Consider the following 23,116-nt stretch of genomic DNA (forward strand, 5'->3'; position numbering starts at 1 on the left):
GACTGCTTTTTTATGCTTGCAATAATATGAAAAAAATAGCCTTATTTTATATGGGTGGTACTTTTGGTTGTATTGGTGAACCTTTAGCTCCTATGCCTTATGACCAATTCCTACCTCAACTTGAAAAAGTGATTCCACCACACTTAACAGTTGACTGCTTCGCTGCGCCCAATATTGTTGATAGCAGTGCATGTACGGCGCCTGATTGGTTACGCCTAATTCAACGTATACAACAACTACAACTTGAAGGTTATCAGCATTTTGTTGTTATTCATGGTACAGACACGCTCAGTTATGCGGCTGCAACCCTAGCCCGCTTTTTAGGCCAAAGCTGTCATATTGTGATTACCGGTAGCCAATACCCATTACTTAATATTCAAGGTGACAATACCCGTGAATTTACTGATGCAATTGAGAACTTATATCTTGCATTAGAACAAGTGATTGCTTTACCTGTGGGTGCTTATCTCGCATTCCACCATCAAGTATTCCATGCGCAAACTGCATCAAAAACGCATACAACTGAACTCGATGCATTCTCAGGGTTAAGTAGTGAAGTTGAGTTTACACCTCAGCAAAATGAATTGATTGTACAAGATGCCCAAATTGAACGAGCTGCTTCATTCCAGATTTTAAACTGGATGATGCAACCTATTGCAACACAGCACTTAGTACAGCAATTACGCCACTTACTTCCTGCCCCTCCGCACTTTTTAGTGTTACAAGGTTTTGGTACAGGCAATATCGCTGTAAACCAAGAATTACTTGCAACATTAGATGAGCTTTACACACGTGGCTGCGTCCCGATTCTCACAACTCAAGTGACATTCGGTGGTATTGACCAACGTTATGCGATTAGTGCCTGGGCCAAAACTGCAAAAATTGTCATCAGTGATGCACATAGTCATGCAGATCTTTATGCAAAAGCACTTCAAATCTATTTAAAATATCCAACCCCAGAACAATGGCTAAGCCATTGGAATGAAAATTAGCATTAAATAGAGGTGAAGCTATGCAACGTTATGCAGTCGGTATTGAATTTAGCGGAGTTCAATACCGAGGTTGGCAAACACAACAGCCAGGCGTTGCCAGCGTTCAGGAAACGATTGAGCGTGTACTGAGTAAAATTGCAGATGAGCCTATTGCACTTCATGGTGCGGGCCGTACTGATGCGGGAGTACATGCAACAAATATGGTGGCGCACTTCGATACGAATGCCATTCGTCCAGAAACAGGGTGGTTAAGAGGGGCAAACAGCCAACTGCCTAAAGATATTTCCATTCAGTGGATTAAACTGATGGATGAAAGTTTTCATGCGCGTTTTAAAGCGACTGCTCGACGTTACCGCTATATCCTCTATAACGCACCTCATCGTCCAGCACTATTACACAAGCAAGTTACTCACATTTATCAAAAGTTAGATGTGCAAAAGATGATTGAAGCTGCCAGTAAATTTGAAGGAACACATAACTTTGAAACTTTCCGCGCAGCAGCATGCCAGTCAAACCAGCCTGTTCGACATGTAAAACATTGCCGTTTATTTGAACATGGCCGCTATTTGGTTCTAGATATTCAAGCAGATGGTTTTTTACACCATATGGTGCGTAATATTGTCGGTTGCTTACTCGAAATTGGTCAAGGTATGTATGAAATTGATCATATCGATGCAATGTTTGCAGCACAGGATCGTAAGGCAGCAGGCGTAACTGCCCCACCCGATGGCCTTTATTTTATTCAGTGTAATTATCCTGAGCAGTTTGATTTACCGCAGCCACCACTTGGGCCACATTGGCTCAATTTACCAGATTAAAATATTTAAAACTCAATATTCAAATTAACCATTTTATAAGATACGCGACGAAGTCATACGCAACCTGCCCTAAATATATAAGTATATGTTTTTGCGAAGCATTAGATATTGATAATTATCTAACAGGTTTTGCGTATGACAATGGTTTTGGTTACTTTTCCCGAAAGAAAAGTAACTCTAGCTGAAGGCCAATCCAATTATTAAAGCCTCAATGGCACAACTCCGTCATGACATAGGATAAATTAACGGTGTTGTTTACGCTTACGGTATTCAACTGGTGTTTCATTTGTCCAACGCTTAAAAGCACGATAGAACGTACTTGGTTCAGAGAAACCGGTTAAATACACAATACGCTCAACACTCTCGTTGGTATTTGCCAAAAGCTTTTTAGCCAAACGGCAACGATAGTCAGAAAGTATTTGTTGAAAACTGGTATTTGCTTCACTGAGCTGAGTACGTAAGCGACGCGGAGTAATATTCAACTGAGCAGCCACCGTTTCCAAGGTGGTTTCTCCGCTTTCCAGTGTTGAACCAATTGCGCGACGAACTTCACCCACTAAATCATAACGGGCCAGTTCCTGCAATTTTTCAATTGCGAGCTGCTCATGCAATTGCAATAACTCAGGTTCTGCTTGCCAAAGCTGGAAATCTAAAATAGCAGGGTCAAAATATAACCGTGTCTCTTTCTGACCTAAGCTAACTGGGCAGCCGAATACACGGAAATATTCATCCTCAGAAGCACCTTCACTAAAATTAAAATCGATGAAGATAGGATGAAATTGCCCTTCGGTAATGAATTTAAAGAATCTAAGTATGCCTGAAATTGCACATTCGGAAAAATGACGGTTGACTAGATTGTCAGCGCCAATCTGTTCGCCATTGGTTAAATAACAACGTCCTTCTTCAACTACCAGTTTTGCATCAAATGCATCACTAATGAGTCGTTGATAAGCTAAAGCTCGTTTTAAGCCTTCACCAAAGGTTTCACTACTAATAAATAGATGTTCAATCACCTGCCCTCGATACAAAGGCAAATGCTCACCTAAATGCAGACCGATGTCTGGATCTTTACTGACTTCCTGAGCGGCAGTCCAAAAGGCGTACTGTGCACTTAACGGTGTACGTGCATTGGTATCGACCTGATTTAAAGCAACTCCCGCTTTGGTTAATATTTCTTCTGTTGGCAAACCCGCACGACGAATCGCTTGGTAGCCAAAGCGTAATACAACTGATGCATCTGTTAGCTGACCCACGCAGTGCCCTTCCATGTAGATACTTCATTGATATTTAGGGCTGTTGACCTTTATGCAATTAACAGTCCCTAATAACTATGATTTTAGATTAGCGTTGATTGACCAAACTGACAACAGAATTACTCTTCTTTTGTGAAAAAAATTACATCTTTTTTTATTAGTCATACTTTAACCAGATGCTTTAGCAGAAGTGTGTCTATCTTGTTTTTTTTAAAAAAATTGACTATAATTTGCGCCTTTCCAATTTGATCATCAGGTAGGCTATGGCCAATAAAGAGGAACTCATTGAGTTCGAAGGCGTTGTCACCGAAACGCTTCCTAATACGATGTTCCGTGTACGTCTTGAAAACGGTCACGAAGTTATTGCACACATTTCTGGTAAAATGCGTAAACACTATATTCGTATTCTTACTGGCGACAGTGTAAAAGTCGAAATGACTCCATATGACTTAACTAAGGGTCGTATTACGTACCGTGCTCGCTAATTAGTGAATGCAAAAAAGCCACTTTATGATGTGGCTTTTTTATTGCGTCATTTATTCATTTAAGCGACTGGTTTTACATCCTACCGTTTGGCATTCACGCAATCTTTCTTGCAGCCAATGGTTTCTTTCCTGCGTTGTCTGTAAACGACATTGCACGTCTACGCTATTCCTATTTGAATTTGTACACTCGGCGTCACGTTGACGTATCCATGCAAGTTGAGACTTCTTAAGAATATTTTTCTGCGCGGTATTTAACTTTACTCGTAGAGCTTGATAATTCTTATTCAGATCTGCATCAGCGCTCGCATAAATTTTATTTGTACAGTAAATATCATCGTAAGTATTGCGGGCACTATCACAGTTATCCGCATAGACCGAAGTCATTCCAACGCTACATAAAAAAGCAAAAACTATTTTTCTCATCCTTTTCTTCCTTAAGTTTTTTATGAAATTATTATTAAAGCGGTTCGAATGTAATTGATAAATCTAAAAACAAATTCACTTTCATTTATCATAATCTTCCTTTTTTACTTTACAAGCTTGTAAATACAACCTATTGTTCTTTAATAATAAATATAATTTTATATAGAGAGAAAAATGAACATATATACCCGATGCCAAATTGGCTTATTGTCTTTTATGATTATTTATCTTAACGGTTGTGCTAGCCATCCACGCCAATCTATAGATTTACAAGAATATTTAAAAGGTTTTCTAGGTAAATCAACGGCGACCATTCAACAAGATATCAATCTACGGAGTCTTGGCTTTCAAGTCGCCAACACTCCACAAAAAACATCCAATCAACTCATCTATACGATTTTACGTCCGTTAAGCATTCCAATTCCGATGGTGAGTAATGTTGATATGAGAGGTGGTTCTGTTCCCATACAATCGGGGAATTTAAGCAGTAACTCTTATGATCTAAATTTCAACTGCAAAGTGATTTTCCAGCTTAAGAATGATATTGCCGAGTCTATTCAATATGAAGGTAAAGCCTGCTAAAACATAGGCACAAAAAAACGCAGCGTTGAGCTGCGTTTTTTATAAGAAGCTTTTAAGCAAGAGCAGCGACAACTGCCTCACCCATCTCAGCTGTACCCACTTTTGTCATGCCTTCAGACATAATATCCGCTGTACGTAAGCCTTGATCAAGTACTTGACCTACTGCATCTTCAATTGCTTTTGCAGCAGCTTCTTCACGGAATGTATAGCGAAGCATCATTGCAACTGAAAGAATTGTTGCCAATGGGTTCGCCACATTCTGACCCGCGATATCCGGTGCAGAACCATGGCAAGGCTCATACATACCCTTGCCATTTTCATCTAACGATGCAGATGGCAACATGCCGATTGAGCCTGTAAGCATTGCTGCTTCATCAGATAAGATATCGCCAAACAAGTTACCCGTTACGATCACGTCAAACTGTTTAGGCGCACGCACAAGTTGCATTGCAGCATTATCGACATACATATGTGAAAGCTGAATATTTGAATAATTCGCTTGCTGTAAATCAGTGACTGTTTGCTTCCAAAGTTCTGTTACTTCCAAAACGTTCGCTTTATCAACTGAACAAACTTTACCACCACGCAAGCCGGCAAGTTCAAAAGCTACTTTTGCAATGCGCTTAATTTCGCTTTCAGAATAAACGTCAGTGTTATAACCCTGTTTCTCACCGTTTTCGAGTTCACGAATACCACGTGGCTGACCAAAATAAATACCGCCGGTAAGTTCACGAACAATAAGAATATCTAAGCCAGCAACAATTTCAGGCTTTAAGCTAGAAGCATCTGCTAATTGAGGATATAAAATCGCTGGACGCAAATTAGCGAACAAGTTTAGCTCACTACGAATTTTTAAAAGACCACGTTCAGGACGAATAGAGCGCTCAATGGTGTCCCATTTCGGTCCGCCTACCGCACCCAACAAAATTGCATCAGCTTTTTTTGCTTGTTCACTTGTTACAGCAGGATACGGTTCACCATGTGCATCAATTGCCGCACCGCCTAATAAGCCATGTTCCCAAGTTAACGATAAATTAAATTTTTCATTTACTGTATTTAATACTTTTTCTGCCGCCCCAACAATTTCAGGACCAATACCATCACCAGCCAAAATTAAAATCTGTTTAGACATAAATTTTTCCATTTTCCAAAGACAAGCAGCGTTATAACTGCCGTGGCGTTAGTTTTTTCTGTTCGACAAATTCACCTAGCCCTGTTGTCACATCAAATGGTCGACAAAAGCGGCGAATAACTCGCTCATCTTGTTCTAAGTCAACGCATAATGGATCTGGTACAGAAACATTCAGCAAACTACCCGAACGGTTAGTTTTGTCTCGGTACATTTTAAATGTATAGCGATGGTTGGCATTAAACTGGTGAATAACATGGATTGTTTCAGCCCGATCTGGAGAGATCGGATAGAAACGGATTACCACTTCATATTGTTTGGCAGGTACAGATAAATACAAGCTGTTGCTTTGGCTAAGCACTGAACCTTGTAATCGTACAATTCCTTGATGAATTGCCTGATTACTAATTCGACGTGTTTGCGCATCCACTACAGTAATGTCATTTAGTCGTTCAAATTCACAACTTTTCGCACCCGAACAATATATCGCTGCATTCTGCCCCAAACTATCTTGTTCAGCCTGCTTAATACGGACAGTATCCACTACATTGTAAGTGCTCTGACAAGCACTGAGTGTTATTGCGCACAGGCTCAACAAAAAGCTATGAGTAACGTTCCTCTTCATTGTTCAAGCCCAATCCTCATCTAGTGCATAATTTTAAGGTGTTTTTATGCTTTAGCATGTTAGCAAGAGTTTGAACGCTACGCCATGGCTATGTTTAAAATGTACCAAAAGGTTAATTTAACTCTTGGAATACCCAAGGACGAACTTGTTTAGTTTTTTCTTCATAAGCGCGAATTGCATCCGCATTTTGAAGCGTTAAACCAATATCATCCAAACCATTTAACAAGCAATGCTTACGAAATGGATCAACTTCAAATTTAAAAGCTTCACCTGTTGGCGTACGTACTTCTTGAGCCGCTAAATCAATTGTTAATTGATACCCTTCATTGGCAGCACATTCTTTAAATAACTGATCAACAACTTCTTCTGGCAAAATGACAGGTAACATGCCATTTTTGAAACAGTTATTAAAGAAAATATCAGCAAAGCTTGGGGCAATAACAGTACGGAAACCATATTCGTTTAATGCCCAAGGCGCATGCTCACGGCTTGAACCACAACCAAAGTTAGTTCGAGCAATCAAAACGGTTGCTCCTTGATAACGAGGCTGGTTTAAAACGAAATCCGGATTTTTGGGACGTACTAAATTGTCTTGTCCCGGATAACCTTCATCTAAATAACGAAGCTCATCAAATAAGTTGTCGCCAAAACCTGTACGTTTGATTGATTTCAAAAACTGTTTTGGAATAATTAAATCTGTATCGACATTGGCACGATCTAATGGTGCAACGATACCTTGTTCAACTGTATAAGCTTTCATGGTTTGCTCCAGACTGAATTAAAATGAACGAACATCAACAAAGTGACCTGCAATTGCAGCCGCTGCCGCCATTGCCGGGCTCACCAAGTGAGTACGACCACCATTGCCTTGACGGCCTTCAAAGTTACGATTAGACGTCGATGCACAGTGTTCACCTGGTTGTAACTTATCTGCATTCATTGCTAAACACATTGAACAACCTGGTTCACGCCATTCAAAGCCAGCTTCCAAGAAGATTTTATCCAAGCCTTCTTTTTCAGCCTGTTGTTTAACTAAGCCAGAACCCGGAACAATCATGGCTTGTTTAATGGTAGATGCCACTTTACGGCCCTTAACCACCTCAGCCGCAGCACGGATGTCTTCAATACGAGAATTCGTACAAGAACCAATAAAGACACGATCAAGCTGAATATCCGCTAATGCCTGTCCTGCATTTAAACCCATATATTGATAAGCACGTGTCCAGTCATTACGTTGAACATCATCTTTCGCTTGTTCTAAAGTTGGTACAGCTTCAGTGACCGGAATCACCATCTCAGGTGAAGTTCCCCAAGATACTTGTGGTTCGATTTCTGCGCCATTTAACTCAACTACAGCATCAAAGACAGCATCTTCGTCTGAATGCAAAGTGTTCCAGTAAGCAACTGCTTGATCCCATTGCTCGCCTTTTGGTGCGTAGCTACGGCCTTTCACGTACTCAATGGTTTTGTCATCAACTGCAACCATACCGACACGAGCACCTGCTTCAATCGCCATGTTACATACCGTCATACGTCCTTCAATCGACATATCACGGAAAACTTGACCACCAAATTCGATTGCATAGCCTGTACCACCAGCAGTACCGATTTTACCGATAATTGCCAACACCACATCTTTTGGTGTTACACCTTTACCTAATACGCCATCCACACGCACTAACATGTTTTTAGATTTTTTCTGGATCAAACATTGTGTTGCTAACACATGTTCAACTTCAGATGTTCCAATACCATGCGCCAAACAACCGAAAGCACCGTGAGTCGCTGTATGTGAATCACCACACACCACGGTCATACCCGGCAAAGTTAAGCCCTGTTCAGGTCCAACTACATGCACAATCCCCTGACGGATATCATTAATGCTAAATTCAACAATATTGAAAGCTTTACAGTTGTCATCTAAGGTTTGAACTTGAATACGAGATGTATCATCTTCAATACCAGCAATGCCTTGGTCACGTTCTTTTTTAGATGTTGGAACGTTGTGGTCCGGTGTCGCAACGTTTGCGCTTAAACGCCATGGTTGACGACCCGCAAGTTGCAAACCTTCAAATGCTTGTGGGCTAGTCACTTCATGCAATAAATGACGGTCAATATAAAGTAAACATGAGCCATCATCACGCTGTGAAACAACGTGGTCATCCCACAATTTGTCATATAAAGTTTTGCCTGCCATGTCGTCTTGCTCCATTGGACTGGGTAATTCTAATCTTTCTTCGATTATAGCCAGAGTTTTACATAAATCTAATTTATCATTTTTATAAATTAGAAAACTTTTTGGAATCAATTTTAATTTCTAAAAACAACCCCAAATTTAACAAATCGTTTTTGTTAATGATTATCATTTGCATAATCAATTTTTAATCTTATACTCTAATGCCTATACTAAAAATATCCAAAGTGGCTAAAGAGAATGATCATGGCTAATATTCAAAAATTCGTTGTAAACAATCAACGTACTTTAAAAAAAACCTTAAGTTATTACATTATGCATATTAGTGTAGCGATGCTAGTCGCATACTTTGTAACAGGTAACATCTGGATGGCTTTAACATTAAGTATGCTTGAACCAACCGTACAAGCTTTCGCTTTTTTCTTCCATGAAAAAGTATGGGCAGCTAAAGATCGCCGCGTAGCAGCCTTAGCCGAAAAAGAAACAACGGCTTAGGTTAAGATTAGTGCGGTAATTCATAACTTTCTCACTCGTTCCGCTGCAAGCATGATACGATTTTGGCTTGGCAACTTTAGCCTCTTGATTTTTCTATTCCAAGTTGAGTTGTATTATGAATCTTGCAGCCTTTGAAGCTTTTGTAAAAGTTATGGAAACAGGGTCTATCTCTGTGGCAGCAGATCAGTTATTTATTACTCAGCCTGCTGTAACCAAACGAATCCACAGCTTAGAAGAATATTTTGGCGTAAAGCTATTTGAATCCGCAGGCCGAGGTGTTCAGGCAACTCATGCTGCACATTCGTTATTACCTAAAGTTAAAAACTGGTTAAATGAGTTGGGTGATATCCACCATACACTTAGCCATGAACAAACTCAGGTACAAGGCCGCTTAAAAGTCGGTACAAGTCACCATATTGGTTTGCATCATTTACCTGCACCGCTTAAGCATTTTGTTCAGCAATTTCCTCAAGTCACTTTAGATGTACATTTTGTTGATTCAGAGCAAGCCCATGAACAGGTATTGGCTGGAGATTTAGAGCTAGCGTTCTTAACACTTCCTCCTTCAGGAGATGAGCGTCTTAACTACATTACAATTTGGAATGATCCTTTAGTTTTTGTTGCTGCCCCTTTTCATCCACTGGCTCAAAAGAAGAATCTCACCCTACAAGATTTAATTGAATATCCAAGCTTATTACCCGCTGCACAAACTTATACTGCTCAAATCACTTTGGCTGAGTTTGAAAAACAAGGACTCAAACCGAAAATCACCATGAGCAATAACCCTCTTGAGTCTATTCGTATGTTAGTGTCGATTGGTCTAGGTTGGTCAGTTTTACCCAAAACTCTGCTGAATCAGGATATGCAGCAGCTTGATTTAAATGTTGAGATGAATCGTCAATTAGGCATGGTGTGGCACCCTGCACGTACTCAATCTAGAGCCATGCAGGAGTTGATTAAAATGATGCAGGATGCATAAAAGCCTCTAATTTAATTTATCCAAGCTTTAAGAGGCTTCTGATTTGTTGCACCATTTGATTTACATCAAGCATATGATGAGAAATGGTCATCGTTAATAGTTGATCTGATCGAAAGTGACGATCTACTTCAAGCATCACGTGAGTTTGATTAGGCTCGGCAACGAAAGAAACTTCCACCTCATTAAATCCACTAAACATGTGCGAAGAGACAAATTCAAGCTCTTGGTAGCAACCAATGGTTGATCTAAAATTTCGCGCGGTAAGTTGACCTTTTTCTACATCGACAGTTGATAAACTAAAGCCACATCGCTGCATAGCCTGTAGAAACATTTCCATAGCTGGAGTTGGCAGAACCTTTAGATAATCACGATCAGTTGCATCTAATCCCCAATCAACATCCATATGGGTTTGAATCCAAACACGTGCACCATTTCGGCGACAAGCAACTTCTGTAATCGGTGTTTCAAATGGTAGTTGAATACTAAAAGGGAAAGAATGCGCTTGATGTGCTGGTAATAGGAATCGAGAATTTACTAACCACTCTTGCAAAACTAAAGGCTGATTAAACTCATGATCACCAGATTCAACTTCTGCCATTGTCACCAATTGCAAATAAAGACCATTAATCTCTTTATCAGATGATCCCCCTTTAAAGCTAATTTCACCATGCAATGTGGTACCTGCCTGCAAGCTTGGATTCTGCAAAACAGTTTCTACAGTCACACCTTGTAGGCCCAAACCAGACATAATTTTATTAAACATTTTTTCTCTAACCTTTCGAATTATTTCATGTCATCTGTAGCAGCATACTTATTATTAAAGCGCCTCATCTCCAGCGAGCTGGATTTTACCATCTGCAACCTCATTCATAAATTGCTGATAGTCATTTAGATTGCGCTGTGCATATTCCTCTGCATATGTTTGTAATACTTCCACAATCGTACTCCCCTCGCCAAGATATCCCATAAGTACATCCGCATTTCCAGATTTAGCATGTGCATGAGTCAAGGCTAAACCACAACTTTCAGCATACTCATAGAAATAGTCATCATCCATATCACTCAGATCAACCGAGATTTTCATATCACGTAACTGACGTACATGAAAATGTTGATTGGATATTGAAGAGAATCCAAGAAATATATCACTTGCAGCCTGCATGAGCTGCTGACCATGTACTACACGTTCACCTTCATGTTTTACTTTTTCTACAAATAACGGACTAAGAATCGACGGATTCGCTTCCTTCATTTGTAAAATTAAAGGTTCCCGATCTGCATCTTGAAATAATGCAATCGCTGAACGCGTACCCACACTTCCCACACCCACCACTTTCAAAGCCACATCTGTACGTTGATAACGATCAAAAAGCACTTGGCGATCATATTTCAAAGAATCACGGTATTGTTGAAAGAATACATCAATATCTTGACTAAACGGCTCATCTGCACTCGGATGCCATAATAACGGCGCATCATCCACAAAATGACGAAATCCTGTATTTTGATCTTGCTGTGTTAGCTTAGGCAAAACAGAGTACGCAGTTCTTTTCTGCGCTGAATCAAGATGCTTCTCGCGTTTCTTTCTTAGTTTTCGGCATTCAGTATTTTCCAATAAAGTACTGGCATCAACTTTTTCATACCAAACTTGGAGTGGTGAAAGTTCCGTATTTTCTAATAAATGCTGACGATAACTATTCAGCATGATTTTAATTGCTTTTAAACCTACTTTATTAGCAAGATCAATATCACGCGCCGCTATTACAAAACTGGTCGCCAAACGCTTTAAATCCCATTCAAACGGGGCAACTAAGGATTCATCAAAATCATTAATTCCAAATAACAGGTTACGTTCAGGACTTGCAAAACCGCCAAAATTACTTAAATGACAATCGCCACAAATCTGTTGAAATAAACCAGAATTTACCCGCTCCCACGCTTGATCAAATAGCATCAAAGAAGGCATACCCCGATAAAATGTAAATGGAGAAACACTCATCCGTTTTGCGCGAATCGGCTTAAGTTTTTCTAAACGTCCTTGGTTACTCCAATCATAGATCGTTAAGGCAGTTGTACCTTTTGGTCGTTCAGAAAGCTTTGATAGCTGTTCACGTGGTACTTTTTTGCGTTGAGCCTTACCCAGCTTAAAGCCTTCGCTTTTATTAAGTAATTTCCCCTGATAGCTATGACGTGTTAAATCAATACTTTCATCATTCCAAAGTTGTTTTGGTAATTTAATTTGTGCTGTTTTTGACATTATTCCCTCATTTTTAAATCAAATTTTTTATATTCTTAAATCTTTACCAAGATAAAATTTATTCTTTGTTAGACATATCACTATCTGTTTTGAACCAAGATTTATAAGAAATATTAAAAATGATTTTAAATAGAATTTATTAAGAGTTGGAAGACATTAACGCTTTTCAGGGCCACTCTTCCAACTCAAAAGTCTTAAATCGACCAGTCCTGAATATCCCAATTATGTTCTTGAGCCAGTTTTTCAAGACGGTCATCAGGATTTACCGCAATCGCATGCGTTGCGTATTCCAGTAAGAAACGGTCATTAATTGAGTCAGAATAAGCCCAAGACTCAGACAAGTTACGGCCTTCCAACCATGCATCTAGACGTGCAAGTTTGCCTTTTTGATAACACGCTAAACCAGCAACTTTACCCGTATATTTTCCGTCAGCCACTTCAGCATTAGTTGCCAAAATTTCAGTAATTCCAAATTCACGAAAAATCGGCGCCGTAATAAAATCACTTGTTGCAGTAATTCCGACAATCATATGTCCTAAATCTTGGTGCTTTTTGATTGCATCAAAACCTTTTGGACGCATTTGCGGACGAATCACTTTTTGCATAAACAATTGGTGGAGCTCAGTTAAGTAGTTATTGTCATGCTGCGTTAAAAATCCGAAAACAAATTCATTATAAGCATATGGGTCAAGTTGCCCTGCTTTGTAATCTTCATAAAATTTATCATTCATCTGACGATGATGAACCGGATCAACCAAACCTTCATTGACTAAAAATTCACCCCAAGAATGGTCTGAATCGGTATTTAACAAGGTATGGTCTAAATCAAACAACGCCAGTTTCATGAAAATTCTCGTTTAAACTGAAATTTAAGAAAAAAAATGTAAATCTATCTCCGCTAGTCGATAGAAATTCGTTAAGATCGTAGCAATTTAAACATTTTACTTTGATCTTTTCGAGCTGGACATAAAAAAGTGTTTGTCCCCGCGATTAAAGTCAACGATATAGACAATATTTAGGTAGCCAAATGATCGATTCAGAAGGTTTCCGACCGAATGTCGGGATCATTTTGGCAAACGATGATGGACAGGTTTTATGGGCAAAGCGCATTGGTCACAATGCTTGGCAATTTCCACAAGGAGGCATCCAGTTTGGAGAAACCCCTGAACAGGCACTTTTTCGAGAACTGAGAGAAGAAATCGGCTTATTGCCCGAACATGTCCAGATTATTGCGCAAACCAAAGGATGGCTGCGTTATCGTTTGCCACATCGGTACATTCGGTCAGACTCTGACCCCGTATGTATCGGACAGAAACAAAAATGGTTTTTACTGAAGTTAACTGCGCCTGCAAAAAATATTCAGTTAAACCTCTCCGACCCGCCCGAATTCGATGAATGGCAGTGGGTTAGCTATTGGTATCCTCTTGGCCAAGTGGTGAACTTCAAGCGTGATGTTTATCGTAAAGCCATGGTGGAGTTGTGTACACAGTTGCCGATGCAACAATTACCCTAAGAATCATTTATCTAGCAAATGATTTTTATTAAAAGTGCTGTTATAAATACATTCATAGTCTAAAAAAATACTGGAGTATACATCCATGTCAAACATGCAACTCGACACTCTACGGCGCATTGTCCAAGAGGTTAATGCGTCCGTCAGTTTGCATGAATCATTAGACATCATGGTCAATCAGGTTGCTGAGGCCATGAAAGTGGATGTTTGCTCTATTTATTTACTCGATGAACGTAATCAGCGCTATGTATTGATGGCCTCTAAAGGCTTAAATCCAGAATCTGTAGGCCATGTTTCTTTGCAATTCGGTGAAGGCTTGGTCGGTCTGGTCGGGCAGCGTGAAGAAATTGTTAACCTGGACAATGCGCCAAAACATGAGCGTTTCTTATATTTACCCGAAACGGGCGAAGAAATTTATAACTCGTTCCTTGGCGTACCCGTCATGTATCGTCGTAAGGTTATGGGCGTTTTGGTTGTCCAAAACAAACTGCCTCAAGATTTTAGCGAAGCTGCCGAGTCCTTTTTAGTTACACTGTGTGCTCAGCTTTCTGGCGTTATTGCTCATGCTCACGCAGTTGGAAATATTGACGTATTTCGCAAACCAAGTAATGGCCCTGCCTACAAAACCTTTCAAGGCGCGTCAGGTGCAGGTGGTGTAGCTTTAGGCCGCGCTATTATTTTATATCCGCCAGCAGATTTAGGTTCTGTACCTGATCGTGAAGCAGAAGATATTAGCGATGAACTCCGAATTTTAGATCAAGCCATTTCATCAGTTCGTTCAGAGATTCGTTCTTTAGATGAAAAAATGCATGATTCATTAATGGCCGAAGAACGCGCTTTGTTTAGTGTTTTCTTAAGAATGCTAGATGAAAATGCGTTACCAGCGGAAATTAAAGAACTCATCCGTGATGGGCATTGGGCGCAAGGTGCAGTACGCCGAGTCATTGAAAAGCACACTGCCTTATTTGCACAAATGGAAGATGACTATCTACGTGAGCGAGTGTCTGATCTTAAAGATTTAGGGCGACGTATTTTAGCCTCTTTGCAAGAAGAAGACTCTAGCCATCGTGATCTAAGCCCAGACAGTATTTTAATTGGTGAAGAAATTAGTACCGCGGCACTCGTAGAGCTGCCTGTAGACAACATTGCTGCAATTGTGACATCAGAAGGTGCAGCCAACTCACATATGGTGATTGTGGCTCGTGCATTAGGTATTCCAACCGTAGTTGGTGTAACCGAACTGCCAGTGAACACACTTGATGATGCAGAAATGATTGTGGATGCCTATCAGGGCCGTGTTTTTGTCAATCCACCACGTCGTTTACGCCAACGTTATAAAGAAATTCAAAAAGAAGATGAGCAAATCGCAAAAGATCTCAAACAATACGAGACCAAAGAAGCGATTACTCCAGATGGTGTATCCGTTCAACTTTATGTAAATACAGGCCTCATGATTGATGTTGTCCGTGGTGTACAACGCGGCGCGCAAGGTGTGGGTCTATACCGAAGTGAAATTCCATTCATGCTACGGGAACGTTTCCCGGGTGAAGAAGAACAACGTGCAATCTACCGTCAACAGTTGAGCCACTTCGCCAACAAACCTGTGGTAATGCGAACTCTCGATATTGGTGCCGATAAAGACTTACCGTATTTCAGTATCGAAGAAGAAAACTCGGCATTAGGCTGGCGTGGTATTCGTTTCACGCTTGATCATCCTGAGATTTTTTCTTCACAAATTCGCGCTATGCTCAAAGCCAGCATTGGTTTAAATAATCTGCATATTTTATTGCCAATGGTGACGACAGTCAGTGAAGTCGAAGAGGTACTTTACTTACTTGAACGTGACTGGATTGCCGTGCAAGAAGAAGAGCAAGTTAAAATTACCAAGCCAAAAATTGGGATTATGGTTGAGGTGCCGAGCGTATTGCTACAAATTGATGAGTTTGCTGAACTCGTCGATTTCTTCTCGGTCGGTTCAAATGACTTAACTCAATATTTACTTGCAGTTGACCGTAATAATCCACATGTGGCCAACGTTTATTCACACTTCCACCCATCCATTTTACGTGCGCTAGCTCGTTTAGTTAAAGAATGTCATGAATACAAAAAACCAATCAGTATTTGTGGTGAAATGGCGGGTGACCCATTATCGGCAATTTTGCTCATGGCGATGGGCTTTAATACCCTTTCAATGAGTTCGAGTAACATTTTGCGAGTACGAAAAGCAATTTGTCATGTCCCTATGACAGATGCACAAAAATTACTGGATGATGTCATGAAAATGAATAATCCACTCATTGTGAAAAGCTGGCTTGAGTACTATTTTAAAACTCATGGTCTAGCCGATATGGTTAAATCAAATCGAATCGTAAATGTTTAATATATAAAAAATAAAGGAGAGCAATGCTCTCCTTTATTTATTTTGAAATATTTTCTACTACAACTAAATATAAAAAATTTCTTTTCACTATTGCTTCCATCTCAATCTTTCAAACAAACCTTCAATCGGTTTTTTAAATCAATATTTACAATTTAATCCATTTGAAAAATAAGATACCTACTTCTAGTATATTTAAAGAGCGTTATTAAAGATCTTACGTTGTTCCAACAATTGAAGAGGTAATTCTATGCATCGTTATTTACAAGTTTCATCTTATTTTTCCTCTTGTTTTTTAACCTTCATACAGTAAATTGGAGGAATAACAACTAAAGGAATCTGATGCATTATTAAATAAAAATAATGGGCTGGCATTTCAGTGAAAAGACTTTTAAACGGTTTCTATCACCATTTGTTCACTCATTTCTTTATTTAATAAACATGAGTTTTTAAACCAGAAGTCCAGGAAAATGAGCCCTAACATTTTTACTAAGAGCTCAATAATTATTACCCAGAGAGAATTAACCATGTCAGACGAATCAAAATGTCCTTTTTCAGGCCATAAATCAAAACCAGAGGTAACGGTCGGTGGTGGCACGCCTAGTTTACATTGGTGGCCAAAACAACTACGCGTCGACCTACTCAATCAACATTCAGAACGTTCTAATCCACTCAGCAAAGATTTTGATTACCGTAAAGAATTTAAAAAACTCGACTATTATGCACTCAAAGCTGATATCAAAAATGTGTTAACCGATTCTCAAGATTGGTGGCCAGCCGATTGGGGAAGTTATACAGGCCTATTTATTCGTTTAGCTTGGCATGCTGCCGGTACATATCGTATGGGTGATGGTCGTGGTGGTGCTGGTCGTGGTCAACAACGTTTTGCACCTTTAAATAGTTGGCCAGACAATGCGAGTTTAGATAAAGCACGCCGCCTACTATGGCCAGTTAAACAAAAATACGGTCAAAAAATATCGTGGGCAGATTTATTTATTCTTGCTGGAAACATCGCACTTGAATCTTCGGGTTTCCGTACATTCGGTTTTGGTGCAGGTCGTGAAGATGTTTGGGAACCAGACAATGACGTAAACTGGGGCGACGAGAAAGAATGGTTAGCTCATCGTAACTCAGAAGCTTTGGAAGGCAGTAATCTCGCTGCAACTGAAATGGGTCTAATTTATGTAAACCCTGAAGGTCCACAAGCCAGCGGTGATCCAAGATCAGCTGCGCCGTTTATTCGTGCAACTTTCGGCAATATGGCAATGGATGATGAAGAAATTGTTGCTTTGATCGCAGGCGGTCATACCTTAGGTAAAACCCATGGCGCTGGCTCTGCTGACCATGTTCAAGCTGATCCTGAAGGAGCATCAATTGAACAAATGGGCTTTGGCTGGTCCAACAGTTTTGGCACTGGTGTTGGTAAAGATGCCATCACTTCAGGCTTAGAAGTCATTTGGTCACAAACGCCAACCCAATGGAGCAACTACTTCTTTGAAAACCTATTCAAATACGAGTGGGTACAAGAACGTTCCCCTGCTGGTGCAATCCAATGGGTAGCAGCAGATGCTGAGGCAATCATTCCAGATCCATTCGATCCATCAGTTAAACGTAAGCCAACAATGCTTACTACAGATTTGACCTTACGTTTTGATCCTGAGTTTGAAAAGATCTCTCGTCGTTTCCTTAACGATCCACAAGCCTTTGCCAATGCTTTTGCCCGTGCGTGGTACAAATTAACTCACCGTGATATGGGACCAAAAGCACGTTATTTAGGCCCTGAAGTTCCGGCTGAAGATTTAATTTGGCAAGACCCATTACCTGCTGCTAGCGTTATTCCATCTTCTGCCAGTATTGATGAGGCAAAAGCAAAAATCGTTGCACTAGGGCTATCTGCTGGTGAGTTGGTTTCTCTTAGCTGGGCTTCCGCATCAACATTCCGTGGTGGAGACAAACGCGGCGGTGCAAACGGCGCACGTATTGCTTTATCGCCACAACGCGAATGGGAAGTAAACAAAAAAGCTGTTGAGACTTTAACTAAAATTGAAGAACTCAAAGCATCTACTCAATTGTCATTGGCTGATTTAATCGTGCTTGCAGGTAACGTTGGCGTAGAACAAGCTGCTCAAGCGGCAGGTTTCAATATTAGCGTTCCATTTGCCCCTGGTCGTGTTGATGCACTACAAAGTCAAACTGATGTCGAATCTTTCCAATTACTTCTCGGCCTTGCCGATGGTTTTAGAAACTGGAAAAAAGACGGCGTCAGTTCATCAACTGAGGCATTATTAATTGATAAAGCACAAAAACTGACTTTGACTGCACCAGAGTTAACAGCATTGATTGGTGGTTTACGTGTACTGGGCACTAACTGGGATGGATCACAACACGGTGTATTCACTCAACAAGTTGGTGTACTTAGCACAGACTTCTTTACGAACTTACTCGACATGTCTACTGTATGGGCACCTGTTGATTCAACAAGCGAAGTATTTGAAGGCAAAGACCGTAAAACCGGCGCAGTAAAATTTACCGCAACACGTAATGATTTAGTCTTCGGTTCAAACTCAATCTTACGTGCATTAGCCGAAGTTTATGCTCAGGCAGATGGTAAAGAAAAATTTGTTCAAGATTTTGTTGCTGTATGGACTAAAGTCATGAATCTCGACCGTTTTGACTTAGCTTAATTTAAGTCAAAATAATAAAAAGCCAGTTCAATTTGAACTGGCTTTTTTAATATCAAGCATCGTTTTTAAACAGTCAGTTTATGCCCTTCCCGAATGCAATAAAAAGGATTTGCAAGCTTTGACGAAGCTTTAATTGCCTGTGCTAGAGCATGCTCTGGGTCTTCTCGGTCTTCATCAGTCAACTGGAAAGTCCGATAATGAATCGCAATAGAACGATGAGCCTGTAAATCAAAATGTGCATGTAACGCATCTTGCGGGTTCATATGAACATAGCTCATCAGTTCACGTGGCTCATACGCACCTATTGGAAGCAAGGCTACACGTGGTGCGCCATAACGGGCATGAATTTGCTTAAAATGACCCGCATAACCGGTATCACCCGCAAAGAAACAATGACCTGTTTTAGCTACAACCGAAAAGCCACCCCAAAGTGCCTTATTCTGGTCGCGTAAACCACGGCCTGAACCATGCTGTGCAGGCGTATAGATAATTCTTAATTCGTGATAGGGAATTTCTTGCCACCAATCCATCTCAATGACATGAAACTCTTTCGGTAGGTAAAACCCGTTCCCGAGCCCAGTGTAAATTGGCATTGCGAATTTTTTATGTAGCCATTCAAGTGTCGCCAAGTCCATATGGTCATAATGATTATGGCTGAGTAGAACTCCATGAATGGTCGGCAATTGCTCTAGTGCAAAACCTGCGGGACATACACGACGTGGTCCACGCCCTTGTGCAGGACTTGCATAATCACACCACACTGGGTCAGTAATAAAGTTATAAGGACCAATCTGAACCAATACCGTTGCATGCCCGACAAACCAGACTTGCCAATCGTCCAGATCTGCCTGAGGTCGATTTTGCGGTAAAGCTACAGCCGTATTTACACGGGTTTCATATTCACTTTGAATATCCACTTTCCATGTAAAAGACTCACGCGTAACTAACCAACGCAATAACTCTTTTGATCCTCGTGCAGGCGATCTAGGCTGCTGATTATAAAAACGTGTATCTTTTTCATGGCCCAATTCAGGATGACAAAAAGGCGGTTTTATCCATGTATGCGTCCAGCAGGACTGAGTCGGCAATTGATAAGTTAATGTCGGCTTGTCTTTCATGGGCTTTTCTATGTTTTAGCATCAACAGAATGGATGTGTTCAGGTTTCTATCTTAACGATTAAAACAAATTAAGCTATGGTACTTACACTTATTTATCATATAAATATCCTTTTTATCGTGCTCATAGCTCACCTAAGTCAAATTAGAGTGCCATAAAAAACACATAGATGTGTTGGGTTTATGCGTCAGCAATTACCATTTCTATTAAGACCTCTTGTATAACATAACAATCACAGAATGCTTAAAGCCATCATACAACCATTCTATTTGCATCTTTACAGCCCCTAATTTTTACTTTTGAATTATTCTGACCCATACAAAAATATATTTAGTAACAATTACAGTTCGGTAGAGTTGAGTGAACTAGAGATTATAAATTTATTATATTATTCACGTTTTTGCATATTATGAGAATTTCTTAAATGAATATTCAAAACATTTAGAAAATTAATTGATTAATTAAAGATAATGTATTAATTAACTATTCATTAATATCTTTTATGAATTATTAAAACCTAAGCACCTATATTAAATCTTTAATGAAAATTTAAATTCCATTTATTTTATAAATATCTAAAGCACCTTCACGCTATATCTATTTATGCTTTATACTTCACTTAAATCATAGTAAGACATTTTTTGGATTAGTCTTATGGAACTACGCCATCTCCGATATTTCATTACCGTTGCTGAAGAATTAAATTTTAGTAAAGCCGCTCTTAAACTTTTTACTGCACAACCCTCCCTTAGCCAACAAATTAAAGACTTAGAAGAAGATGTCGGTGTACGACTTTTAAACCGCACAAAACGTAAAGTTGAGTTAACCGAAGAAGGTGAAGTATTTTTAGAACATGCTCGACTTACTCTCGCTCAAGCTGAAAAAGCGGTTGCTATGGCACGGCAGGTTTCTAAGGCGAAACAACAACTCTTACGTATCGGTTTTGTACCCATCGCAGAAATGAAAATTTTCCCTTACGTTCTTCCTAATCTGCGATTACAACACCCCGACCTTACTATTGAATTATCTAATTTAAACAATACCGAACAACTTAAAGCCTTAAAAAAAGGTGAGTTAGACATTACATTTACGCGTGAAAATACAGATAGTGATGAAATTCAAAGTCAATTTGTTTTTACTGAACCCCTGATTTTCTTGCTTCCTAAGAATCATCCACTTGCTCAATATGATCGAATCCCTGTCCATGCCTTGCAAGGCATCGATTTTATTATTCCTGCTGCCGAGCAATCACAAACGTTACATAACACTATTTTAGATTTCGCTAAAACTCACAACATCGAACTAAATATTGTTCAAAAAGCAGACAGCATATTATTCAATATTAACTCACTTGGCTCTGGATTAGGTTGTACAATTTTACCAGCTTACGTAGCACCTTTAGGCATCAAAAATACTGTCGTTCGCCCACTTGATGTCGAGTTGCCCACACTTGATTTATTCGTAAATTACCGTAAAAACTCTCAGTCTGTAGGCGTGCAAAAATTTATTGATCAACTCACTAAAGTATTTCATTTAGATAAAAACTTAAATCATGCTTAATTATTAAAAATAATTTTATTATTAAACACATGATTAATAAGAGCATCTTTATAAAAAGTATAAATAAATATTATTTCTATTTATTTATACTTTTTACGACAGTTTAATCTGTGCTTTTGTTCTATTTTAGATATTGGATAAAAGTAATTACTCCAAGATATATAAATGAAAGAAAATGGAATAAAATCCATATAAAACGAGATATTATTTTCACCATTTAATAAAAAACAATATATCTGTTACGTAATAAAAGGAGATAAGGGAAAATGGTTGGCGTATTTCAACATCTTGGACGTAGTGTACAAAACCGCCCTCATTTTTTTATTGCTTTGTTCATGGGAGCAATCACCGCCAGCATTTTGACATGGTTAACTTCATGGAAATGGTCAACTATTTTATTAGTCAGTTGGAATGCTTCGGTTAGCATTTATTTACTCCATGTTTGGCAACTTATGAGAAGTGCCGATCATTCACAAATGCAACAGCAAGCTAAAAAACAAGATGAAAGCAAATGGGTCATTATGCTGATTGTTTTATTGGCCTTAACTATGTGTCTGGTTGCGATTCTAATTCAACTGTCGCAGCTCCCTTCTGACGGTTCTGCAAGGTTAGGCCATGTGGCTTTAGCTTTACTTACCATTGTGTCTGCATGGCTTTTTATGCATACCGTTTTTGCCCTACATTATGCCCATGATTTTTATATGGCTTTGTCTAGAAATGAAGAAAATGGGGGGTTAAATTTCCCAGGAACACAACACCCAACTTATCCAGATTTTCTATATTTTAGTTATATTATTGGTACTTCTGCTCAAACGGCCGATGTCTCAATTACCACCAAACATATGCGCCTTTTAAACCTATTTCACGCAGTGCTGTCTTTTGGGTTTAATACCACCATTTTAGCGATCTGTATTAACGTTGCTGCTGGCTTTCTTACCAATTAGATCTCTTATTTAAAAATAAAAAAGCCACCCATTGGGGTGACCTTTAAGAATATTACGTTTATAACAGTTGACTCATAGTGCTTTGTTTTAAGCCTTCACGCTGTTCAATCGTTTCAACATAACGGGTAATAGCTGGGTGTGATTCAATCGCTTTCATTTTTAACTGCCATAAAAGCATAGCGCCAACATTTACATCTGCTGCGGTAAATTGTTCACCACATACATACGGATTCGCTTCACTCAAACCTTGCACTAAAGCTTGATAAGCATCATTGTAATCGCCATAGCCAACGAACATCTTTTGCTCAGGCGATACTTCTATTCCTAAAGCTTTATCAACACCAGCAGCTTCCCAAGGACCTGCCATCACAAATAACCAACGATAGTACAAACCGCGTTTTGGATCATCTAAAGCAGGTGCTAAACCTTTTTCAGAAAACTTATCAGCTAAATAAGCACAGATTGCGCCTAACTCATAAATAACCACATCACCATCTACCAATACCGGCACTTTTCCAAAAGGATTAAGTTTTAGATATTCAGGCGACTTCATTTCGGTCTTGTATGCAACTTCAATTCGTTCACATTCAACACCCAACTCGACTAAAAGCCAGTCAATAACGACACCACGCGACTCTTTGTTAGTATAAAGTTTAAGGCTCATTCTTATTGCTCCTTGTTTATCGTAG

22 protein-coding genes are annotated in these 23,116 nt (G+C 39.5%); 11 read left to right on the plus strand and 11 right to left on the minus strand.

Annotated features, from left to right (window positions below):
- The first annotated feature begins 26 nt into the window (after positions 1 to 26).
- Together AWW73_RS10225 and truA are read left to right on the plus strand one after the other, a co-directional pair.
- Positions 27 to 992 (plus strand): asparaginase, encoded by a 966-nt coding sequence (locus AWW73_RS10225; RefSeq protein WP_062849577.1) that lies wholly within the window; start codon positions 27 to 29, stop codon positions 990 to 992.
- A 20-nt stretch (positions 993 to 1,012) separates the two neighbouring features.
- Positions 1,013 to 1,810, plus strand: coding sequence for a tRNA pseudouridine(38-40) synthase TruA (gene truA, locus AWW73_RS10230; protein ID WP_062849578.1), 798 nt, complete (start codon positions 1,013 to 1,015; stop codon positions 1,808 to 1,810).
- 242 nt (positions 1,811 to 2,052) lie between these two features.
- Here the strand turns inward: truA and AWW73_RS10235 are convergent, their stop codons facing one another.
- The gene (locus tag AWW73_RS10235) at positions 2,053 to 3,063 is read right to left on the minus strand and encodes an AraC family transcriptional regulator (protein ID WP_016142299.1); all 1,011 of its coding nucleotides are present in this window, start codon (positions 3,061 to 3,063) and stop codon (positions 2,053 to 2,055) included.
- A gap of 263 nt (positions 3,064 to 3,326) precedes the next feature.
- Between AWW73_RS10235 and infA the strand changes: the two genes are divergently transcribed.
- Positions 3,327 to 3,548, plus strand: coding sequence for a translation initiation factor IF-1 (infA, locus tag AWW73_RS10240; RefSeq protein ID WP_001284370.1), 222 nt, complete (start codon positions 3,327 to 3,329; stop codon positions 3,546 to 3,548).
- A gap of 51 nt (positions 3,549 to 3,599) precedes the next feature.
- On the opposite strand, the gene AWW73_RS10245 is transcribed toward infA, so the two are convergent.
- Complete coding sequence (locus tag AWW73_RS10245) at positions 3,600 to 3,971, minus strand: lysozyme inhibitor LprI family protein (protein ID WP_062849579.1); 372 nt, start codon at positions 3,969 to 3,971, stop codon at positions 3,600 to 3,602.
- A gap of 174 nt (positions 3,972 to 4,145) precedes the next feature.
- Between AWW73_RS10245 and AWW73_RS10250 the strand changes: the two genes are divergently transcribed.
- Entirely contained in the window at positions 4,146 to 4,553 is a 408-nt protein-coding gene (locus tag AWW73_RS10250) for a hypothetical protein (RefSeq protein ID WP_031947266.1), read from the plus strand.
- A 52-nt stretch (positions 4,554 to 4,605) separates the two neighbouring features.
- Here AWW73_RS10250 and leuB read toward each other — a convergent pair whose 3' ends face one another.
- From leuB to leuC, 4 genes are all read right to left on the minus strand, one after another.
- Positions 4,606 to 5,685, minus strand: a complete 1,080-nt coding sequence (leuB, locus tag AWW73_RS10255; RefSeq protein WP_002114882.1) for a 3-isopropylmalate dehydrogenase — start codon at positions 5,683 to 5,685, stop codon at positions 4,606 to 4,608.
- 31 nt (positions 5,686 to 5,716) lie between these two features.
- Positions 5,717 to 6,307: a hypothetical protein gene (locus AWW73_RS10260; RefSeq protein ID WP_016144240.1), complete on the minus strand. Its 591-nt coding sequence runs from the start codon at positions 6,305 to 6,307 to the stop codon at positions 5,717 to 5,719.
- Between the two features lie 112 nt (positions 6,308 to 6,419).
- Complete coding sequence (gene leuD / locus AWW73_RS10265) at positions 6,420 to 7,067, minus strand: 3-isopropylmalate dehydratase small subunit (protein ID WP_062849580.1); 648 nt, start codon at positions 7,065 to 7,067, stop codon at positions 6,420 to 6,422.
- Positions 7,068 to 7,085: 18 nt separating this feature from the next.
- Positions 7,086 to 8,504: a 3-isopropylmalate dehydratase large subunit gene (gene leuC / locus AWW73_RS10270; protein WP_031947265.1), complete on the minus strand. Its 1,419-nt coding sequence runs from the start codon at positions 8,502 to 8,504 to the stop codon at positions 7,086 to 7,088.
- Between the two features lie 237 nt (positions 8,505 to 8,741).
- Between leuC and AWW73_RS10275 the strand changes: the two genes are divergently transcribed.
- On the plus strand, positions 8,742 to 8,996 hold the full coding sequence (locus tag AWW73_RS10275) for a DUF2061 domain-containing protein (RefSeq protein WP_025470541.1): 255 nt from the start codon (positions 8,742 to 8,744) through the stop codon (positions 8,994 to 8,996).
- Positions 8,997 to 9,111: 115 nt separating this feature from the next.
- Complete coding sequence (locus tag AWW73_RS10280; RefSeq protein ID WP_005066023.1) at positions 9,112 to 9,975, plus strand: LysR family transcriptional regulator; 864 nt, start codon at positions 9,112 to 9,114, stop codon at positions 9,973 to 9,975.
- A 16-nt stretch (positions 9,976 to 9,991) separates the two neighbouring features.
- Here the strand turns inward: AWW73_RS10280 and AWW73_RS10285 are convergent, their stop codons facing one another.
- From AWW73_RS10285 to AWW73_RS10295, 3 genes are all read right to left on the minus strand, one after another.
- On the minus strand, positions 9,992 to 10,738 hold the full coding sequence (locus AWW73_RS10285) for a sporulation protein (RefSeq protein WP_031947264.1): 747 nt from the start codon (positions 10,736 to 10,738) through the stop codon (positions 9,992 to 9,994).
- 54 nt (positions 10,739 to 10,792) lie between these two features.
- Positions 10,793 to 12,232 (minus strand): DUF2252 domain-containing protein, encoded by a 1,440-nt coding sequence (locus tag AWW73_RS10290; RefSeq protein ID WP_062849581.1) that lies wholly within the window; start codon positions 12,230 to 12,232, stop codon positions 10,793 to 10,795.
- 194 nt (positions 12,233 to 12,426) lie between these two features.
- The gene (locus AWW73_RS10295; protein WP_062849582.1) at positions 12,427 to 13,077 is read right to left on the minus strand and encodes an HAD family hydrolase; all 651 of its coding nucleotides are present in this window, start codon (positions 13,075 to 13,077) and stop codon (positions 12,427 to 12,429) included.
- 182 nt (positions 13,078 to 13,259) lie between these two features.
- On the opposite strand from AWW73_RS10295, the gene AWW73_RS10300 reads away from it, so the two are divergent.
- The 3 genes from AWW73_RS10300 to katG all read left to right on the plus strand — a co-directional run bounded on the left by AWW73_RS10300 (position 13,260) and on the right by katG (position 18,806).
- Complete coding sequence (locus AWW73_RS10300) at positions 13,260 to 13,745, plus strand: RNA pyrophosphohydrolase (RefSeq protein WP_000567255.1); 486 nt, start codon at positions 13,260 to 13,262, stop codon at positions 13,743 to 13,745.
- Between the two features lie 85 nt (positions 13,746 to 13,830).
- Complete coding sequence (gene ptsP, locus AWW73_RS10305) at positions 13,831 to 16,125, plus strand: phosphoenolpyruvate--protein phosphotransferase (RefSeq protein ID WP_031947261.1); 2,295 nt, start codon at positions 13,831 to 13,833, stop codon at positions 16,123 to 16,125.
- Between the two features lie 524 nt (positions 16,126 to 16,649).
- Positions 16,650 to 18,806, plus strand: coding sequence for a catalase/peroxidase HPI (gene katG, locus AWW73_RS10310; protein WP_062849583.1), 2,157 nt, complete (start codon positions 16,650 to 16,652; stop codon positions 18,804 to 18,806).
- Between the two features lie 65 nt (positions 18,807 to 18,871).
- Here the strand turns inward: katG and AWW73_RS10315 are convergent, their stop codons facing one another.
- Positions 18,872 to 19,924: an MBL fold metallo-hydrolase gene (locus AWW73_RS10315; RefSeq protein WP_062849584.1), complete on the minus strand. Its 1,053-nt coding sequence runs from the start codon at positions 19,922 to 19,924 to the stop codon at positions 18,872 to 18,874.
- Positions 19,925 to 20,577: 653 nt separating this feature from the next.
- Here AWW73_RS10315 and hcaR point away from each other — a divergent pair.
- On the plus strand, positions 20,578 to 21,483 hold the full coding sequence (gene hcaR / locus AWW73_RS10320) for a DNA-binding transcriptional regulator HcaR (RefSeq protein WP_016144229.1): 906 nt from the start codon (positions 20,578 to 20,580) through the stop codon (positions 21,481 to 21,483).
- A gap of 266 nt (positions 21,484 to 21,749) precedes the next feature.
- Positions 21,750 to 22,427, plus strand: coding sequence for a DUF1345 domain-containing protein (locus tag AWW73_RS10325; RefSeq protein WP_062849585.1), 678 nt, complete (start codon positions 21,750 to 21,752; stop codon positions 22,425 to 22,427).
- Positions 22,428 to 22,485: 58 nt separating this feature from the next.
- On the opposite strand, the gene AWW73_RS10330 is transcribed toward AWW73_RS10325, so the two are convergent.
- Entirely contained in the window at positions 22,486 to 23,091 is a 606-nt protein-coding gene (locus AWW73_RS10330; protein WP_062849586.1) for a glutathione S-transferase family protein, read from the minus strand.
- Between the last annotated feature and the right edge of the window lie 25 nt (positions 23,092 to 23,116).

The organism is Acinetobacter lactucae, assembly GCF_001605885.1.
GTDB classification, from domain to species: domain Bacteria; phylum Pseudomonadota; class Gammaproteobacteria; order Pseudomonadales; family Moraxellaceae; genus Acinetobacter; species Acinetobacter lactucae.

Bases quoted from the DNA above. Each gene is read 5' to 3' on its own strand.
- katG (WP_062849583.1), top strand. From the start codon at position 16,650: ATGTCAGACGAATCAAAATGTCCTTTTTCAGGCCATAAATCAAAACCA.
- leuC (WP_031947265.1), bottom strand. From the start codon at position 8,504: ATGGCAGGCAAAACTTTATATGACAAATTGTGGGATGACCACGTTGTT.
- leuD (WP_062849580.1), bottom strand. From the start codon at position 7,067: ATGAAAGCTTATACAGTTGAACAAGGTATCGTTGCACCATTAGATCGT.
- AWW73_RS10315 (WP_062849584.1), bottom strand. From the start codon at position 19,924: ATGAAAGACAAGCCGACATTAACTTATCAATTGCCGACTCAGTCCTGC.
- AWW73_RS10225 (WP_062849577.1), top strand. From the start codon at position 27: ATGAAAAAAATAGCCTTATTTTATATGGGTGGTACTTTTGGTTGTATT.
- AWW73_RS10300 (WP_000567255.1), top strand. From the start codon at position 13,260: ATGATCGATTCAGAAGGTTTCCGACCGAATGTCGGGATCATTTTGGCA.
- AWW73_RS10260 (WP_016144240.1), bottom strand. From the start codon at position 6,307: ATGAAGAGGAACGTTACTCATAGCTTTTTGTTGAGCCTGTGCGCAATA.
- AWW73_RS10295 (WP_062849582.1), bottom strand. From the start codon at position 13,077: ATGAAACTGGCGTTGTTTGATTTAGACCATACCTTGTTAAATACCGAT.
- AWW73_RS10275 (WP_025470541.1), top strand. From the start codon at position 8,742: ATGATCATGGCTAATATTCAAAAATTCGTTGTAAACAATCAACGTACT.
- AWW73_RS10245 (WP_062849579.1), bottom strand. From the start codon at position 3,971: ATGAGAAAAATAGTTTTTGCTTTTTTATGTAGCGTTGGAATGACTTCG.
- AWW73_RS10250 (WP_031947266.1), top strand. From the start codon at position 4,146: ATGAACATATATACCCGATGCCAAATTGGCTTATTGTCTTTTATGATT.
- hcaR (WP_016144229.1), top strand. From the start codon at position 20,578: ATGGAACTACGCCATCTCCGATATTTCATTACCGTTGCTGAAGAATTA.
- AWW73_RS10325 (WP_062849585.1), top strand. From the start codon at position 21,750: ATGGTTGGCGTATTTCAACATCTTGGACGTAGTGTACAAAACCGCCCT.
- AWW73_RS10285 (WP_031947264.1), bottom strand. From the start codon at position 10,738: ATGTTTAATAAAATTATGTCTGGTTTGGGCCTACAAGGTGTGACTGTA.
- ptsP (WP_031947261.1), top strand. From the start codon at position 13,831: ATGTCAAACATGCAACTCGACACTCTACGGCGCATTGTCCAAGAGGTT.
- AWW73_RS10290 (WP_062849581.1), bottom strand. From the start codon at position 12,232: ATGTCAAAAACAGCACAAATTAAATTACCAAAACAACTTTGGAATGAT.
- AWW73_RS10330 (WP_062849586.1), bottom strand. From the start codon at position 23,091: ATGAGCCTTAAACTTTATACTAACAAAGAGTCGCGTGGTGTCGTTATT.
- leuB (WP_002114882.1), bottom strand. From the start codon at position 5,685: ATGTCTAAACAGATTTTAATTTTGGCTGGTGATGGTATTGGTCCTGAA.
- truA (WP_062849578.1), top strand. From the start codon at position 1,013: ATGCAACGTTATGCAGTCGGTATTGAATTTAGCGGAGTTCAATACCGA.
- AWW73_RS10280 (WP_005066023.1), top strand. From the start codon at position 9,112: ATGAATCTTGCAGCCTTTGAAGCTTTTGTAAAAGTTATGGAAACAGGG.
- infA (WP_001284370.1), top strand. From the start codon at position 3,327: ATGGCCAATAAAGAGGAACTCATTGAGTTCGAAGGCGTTGTCACCGAA.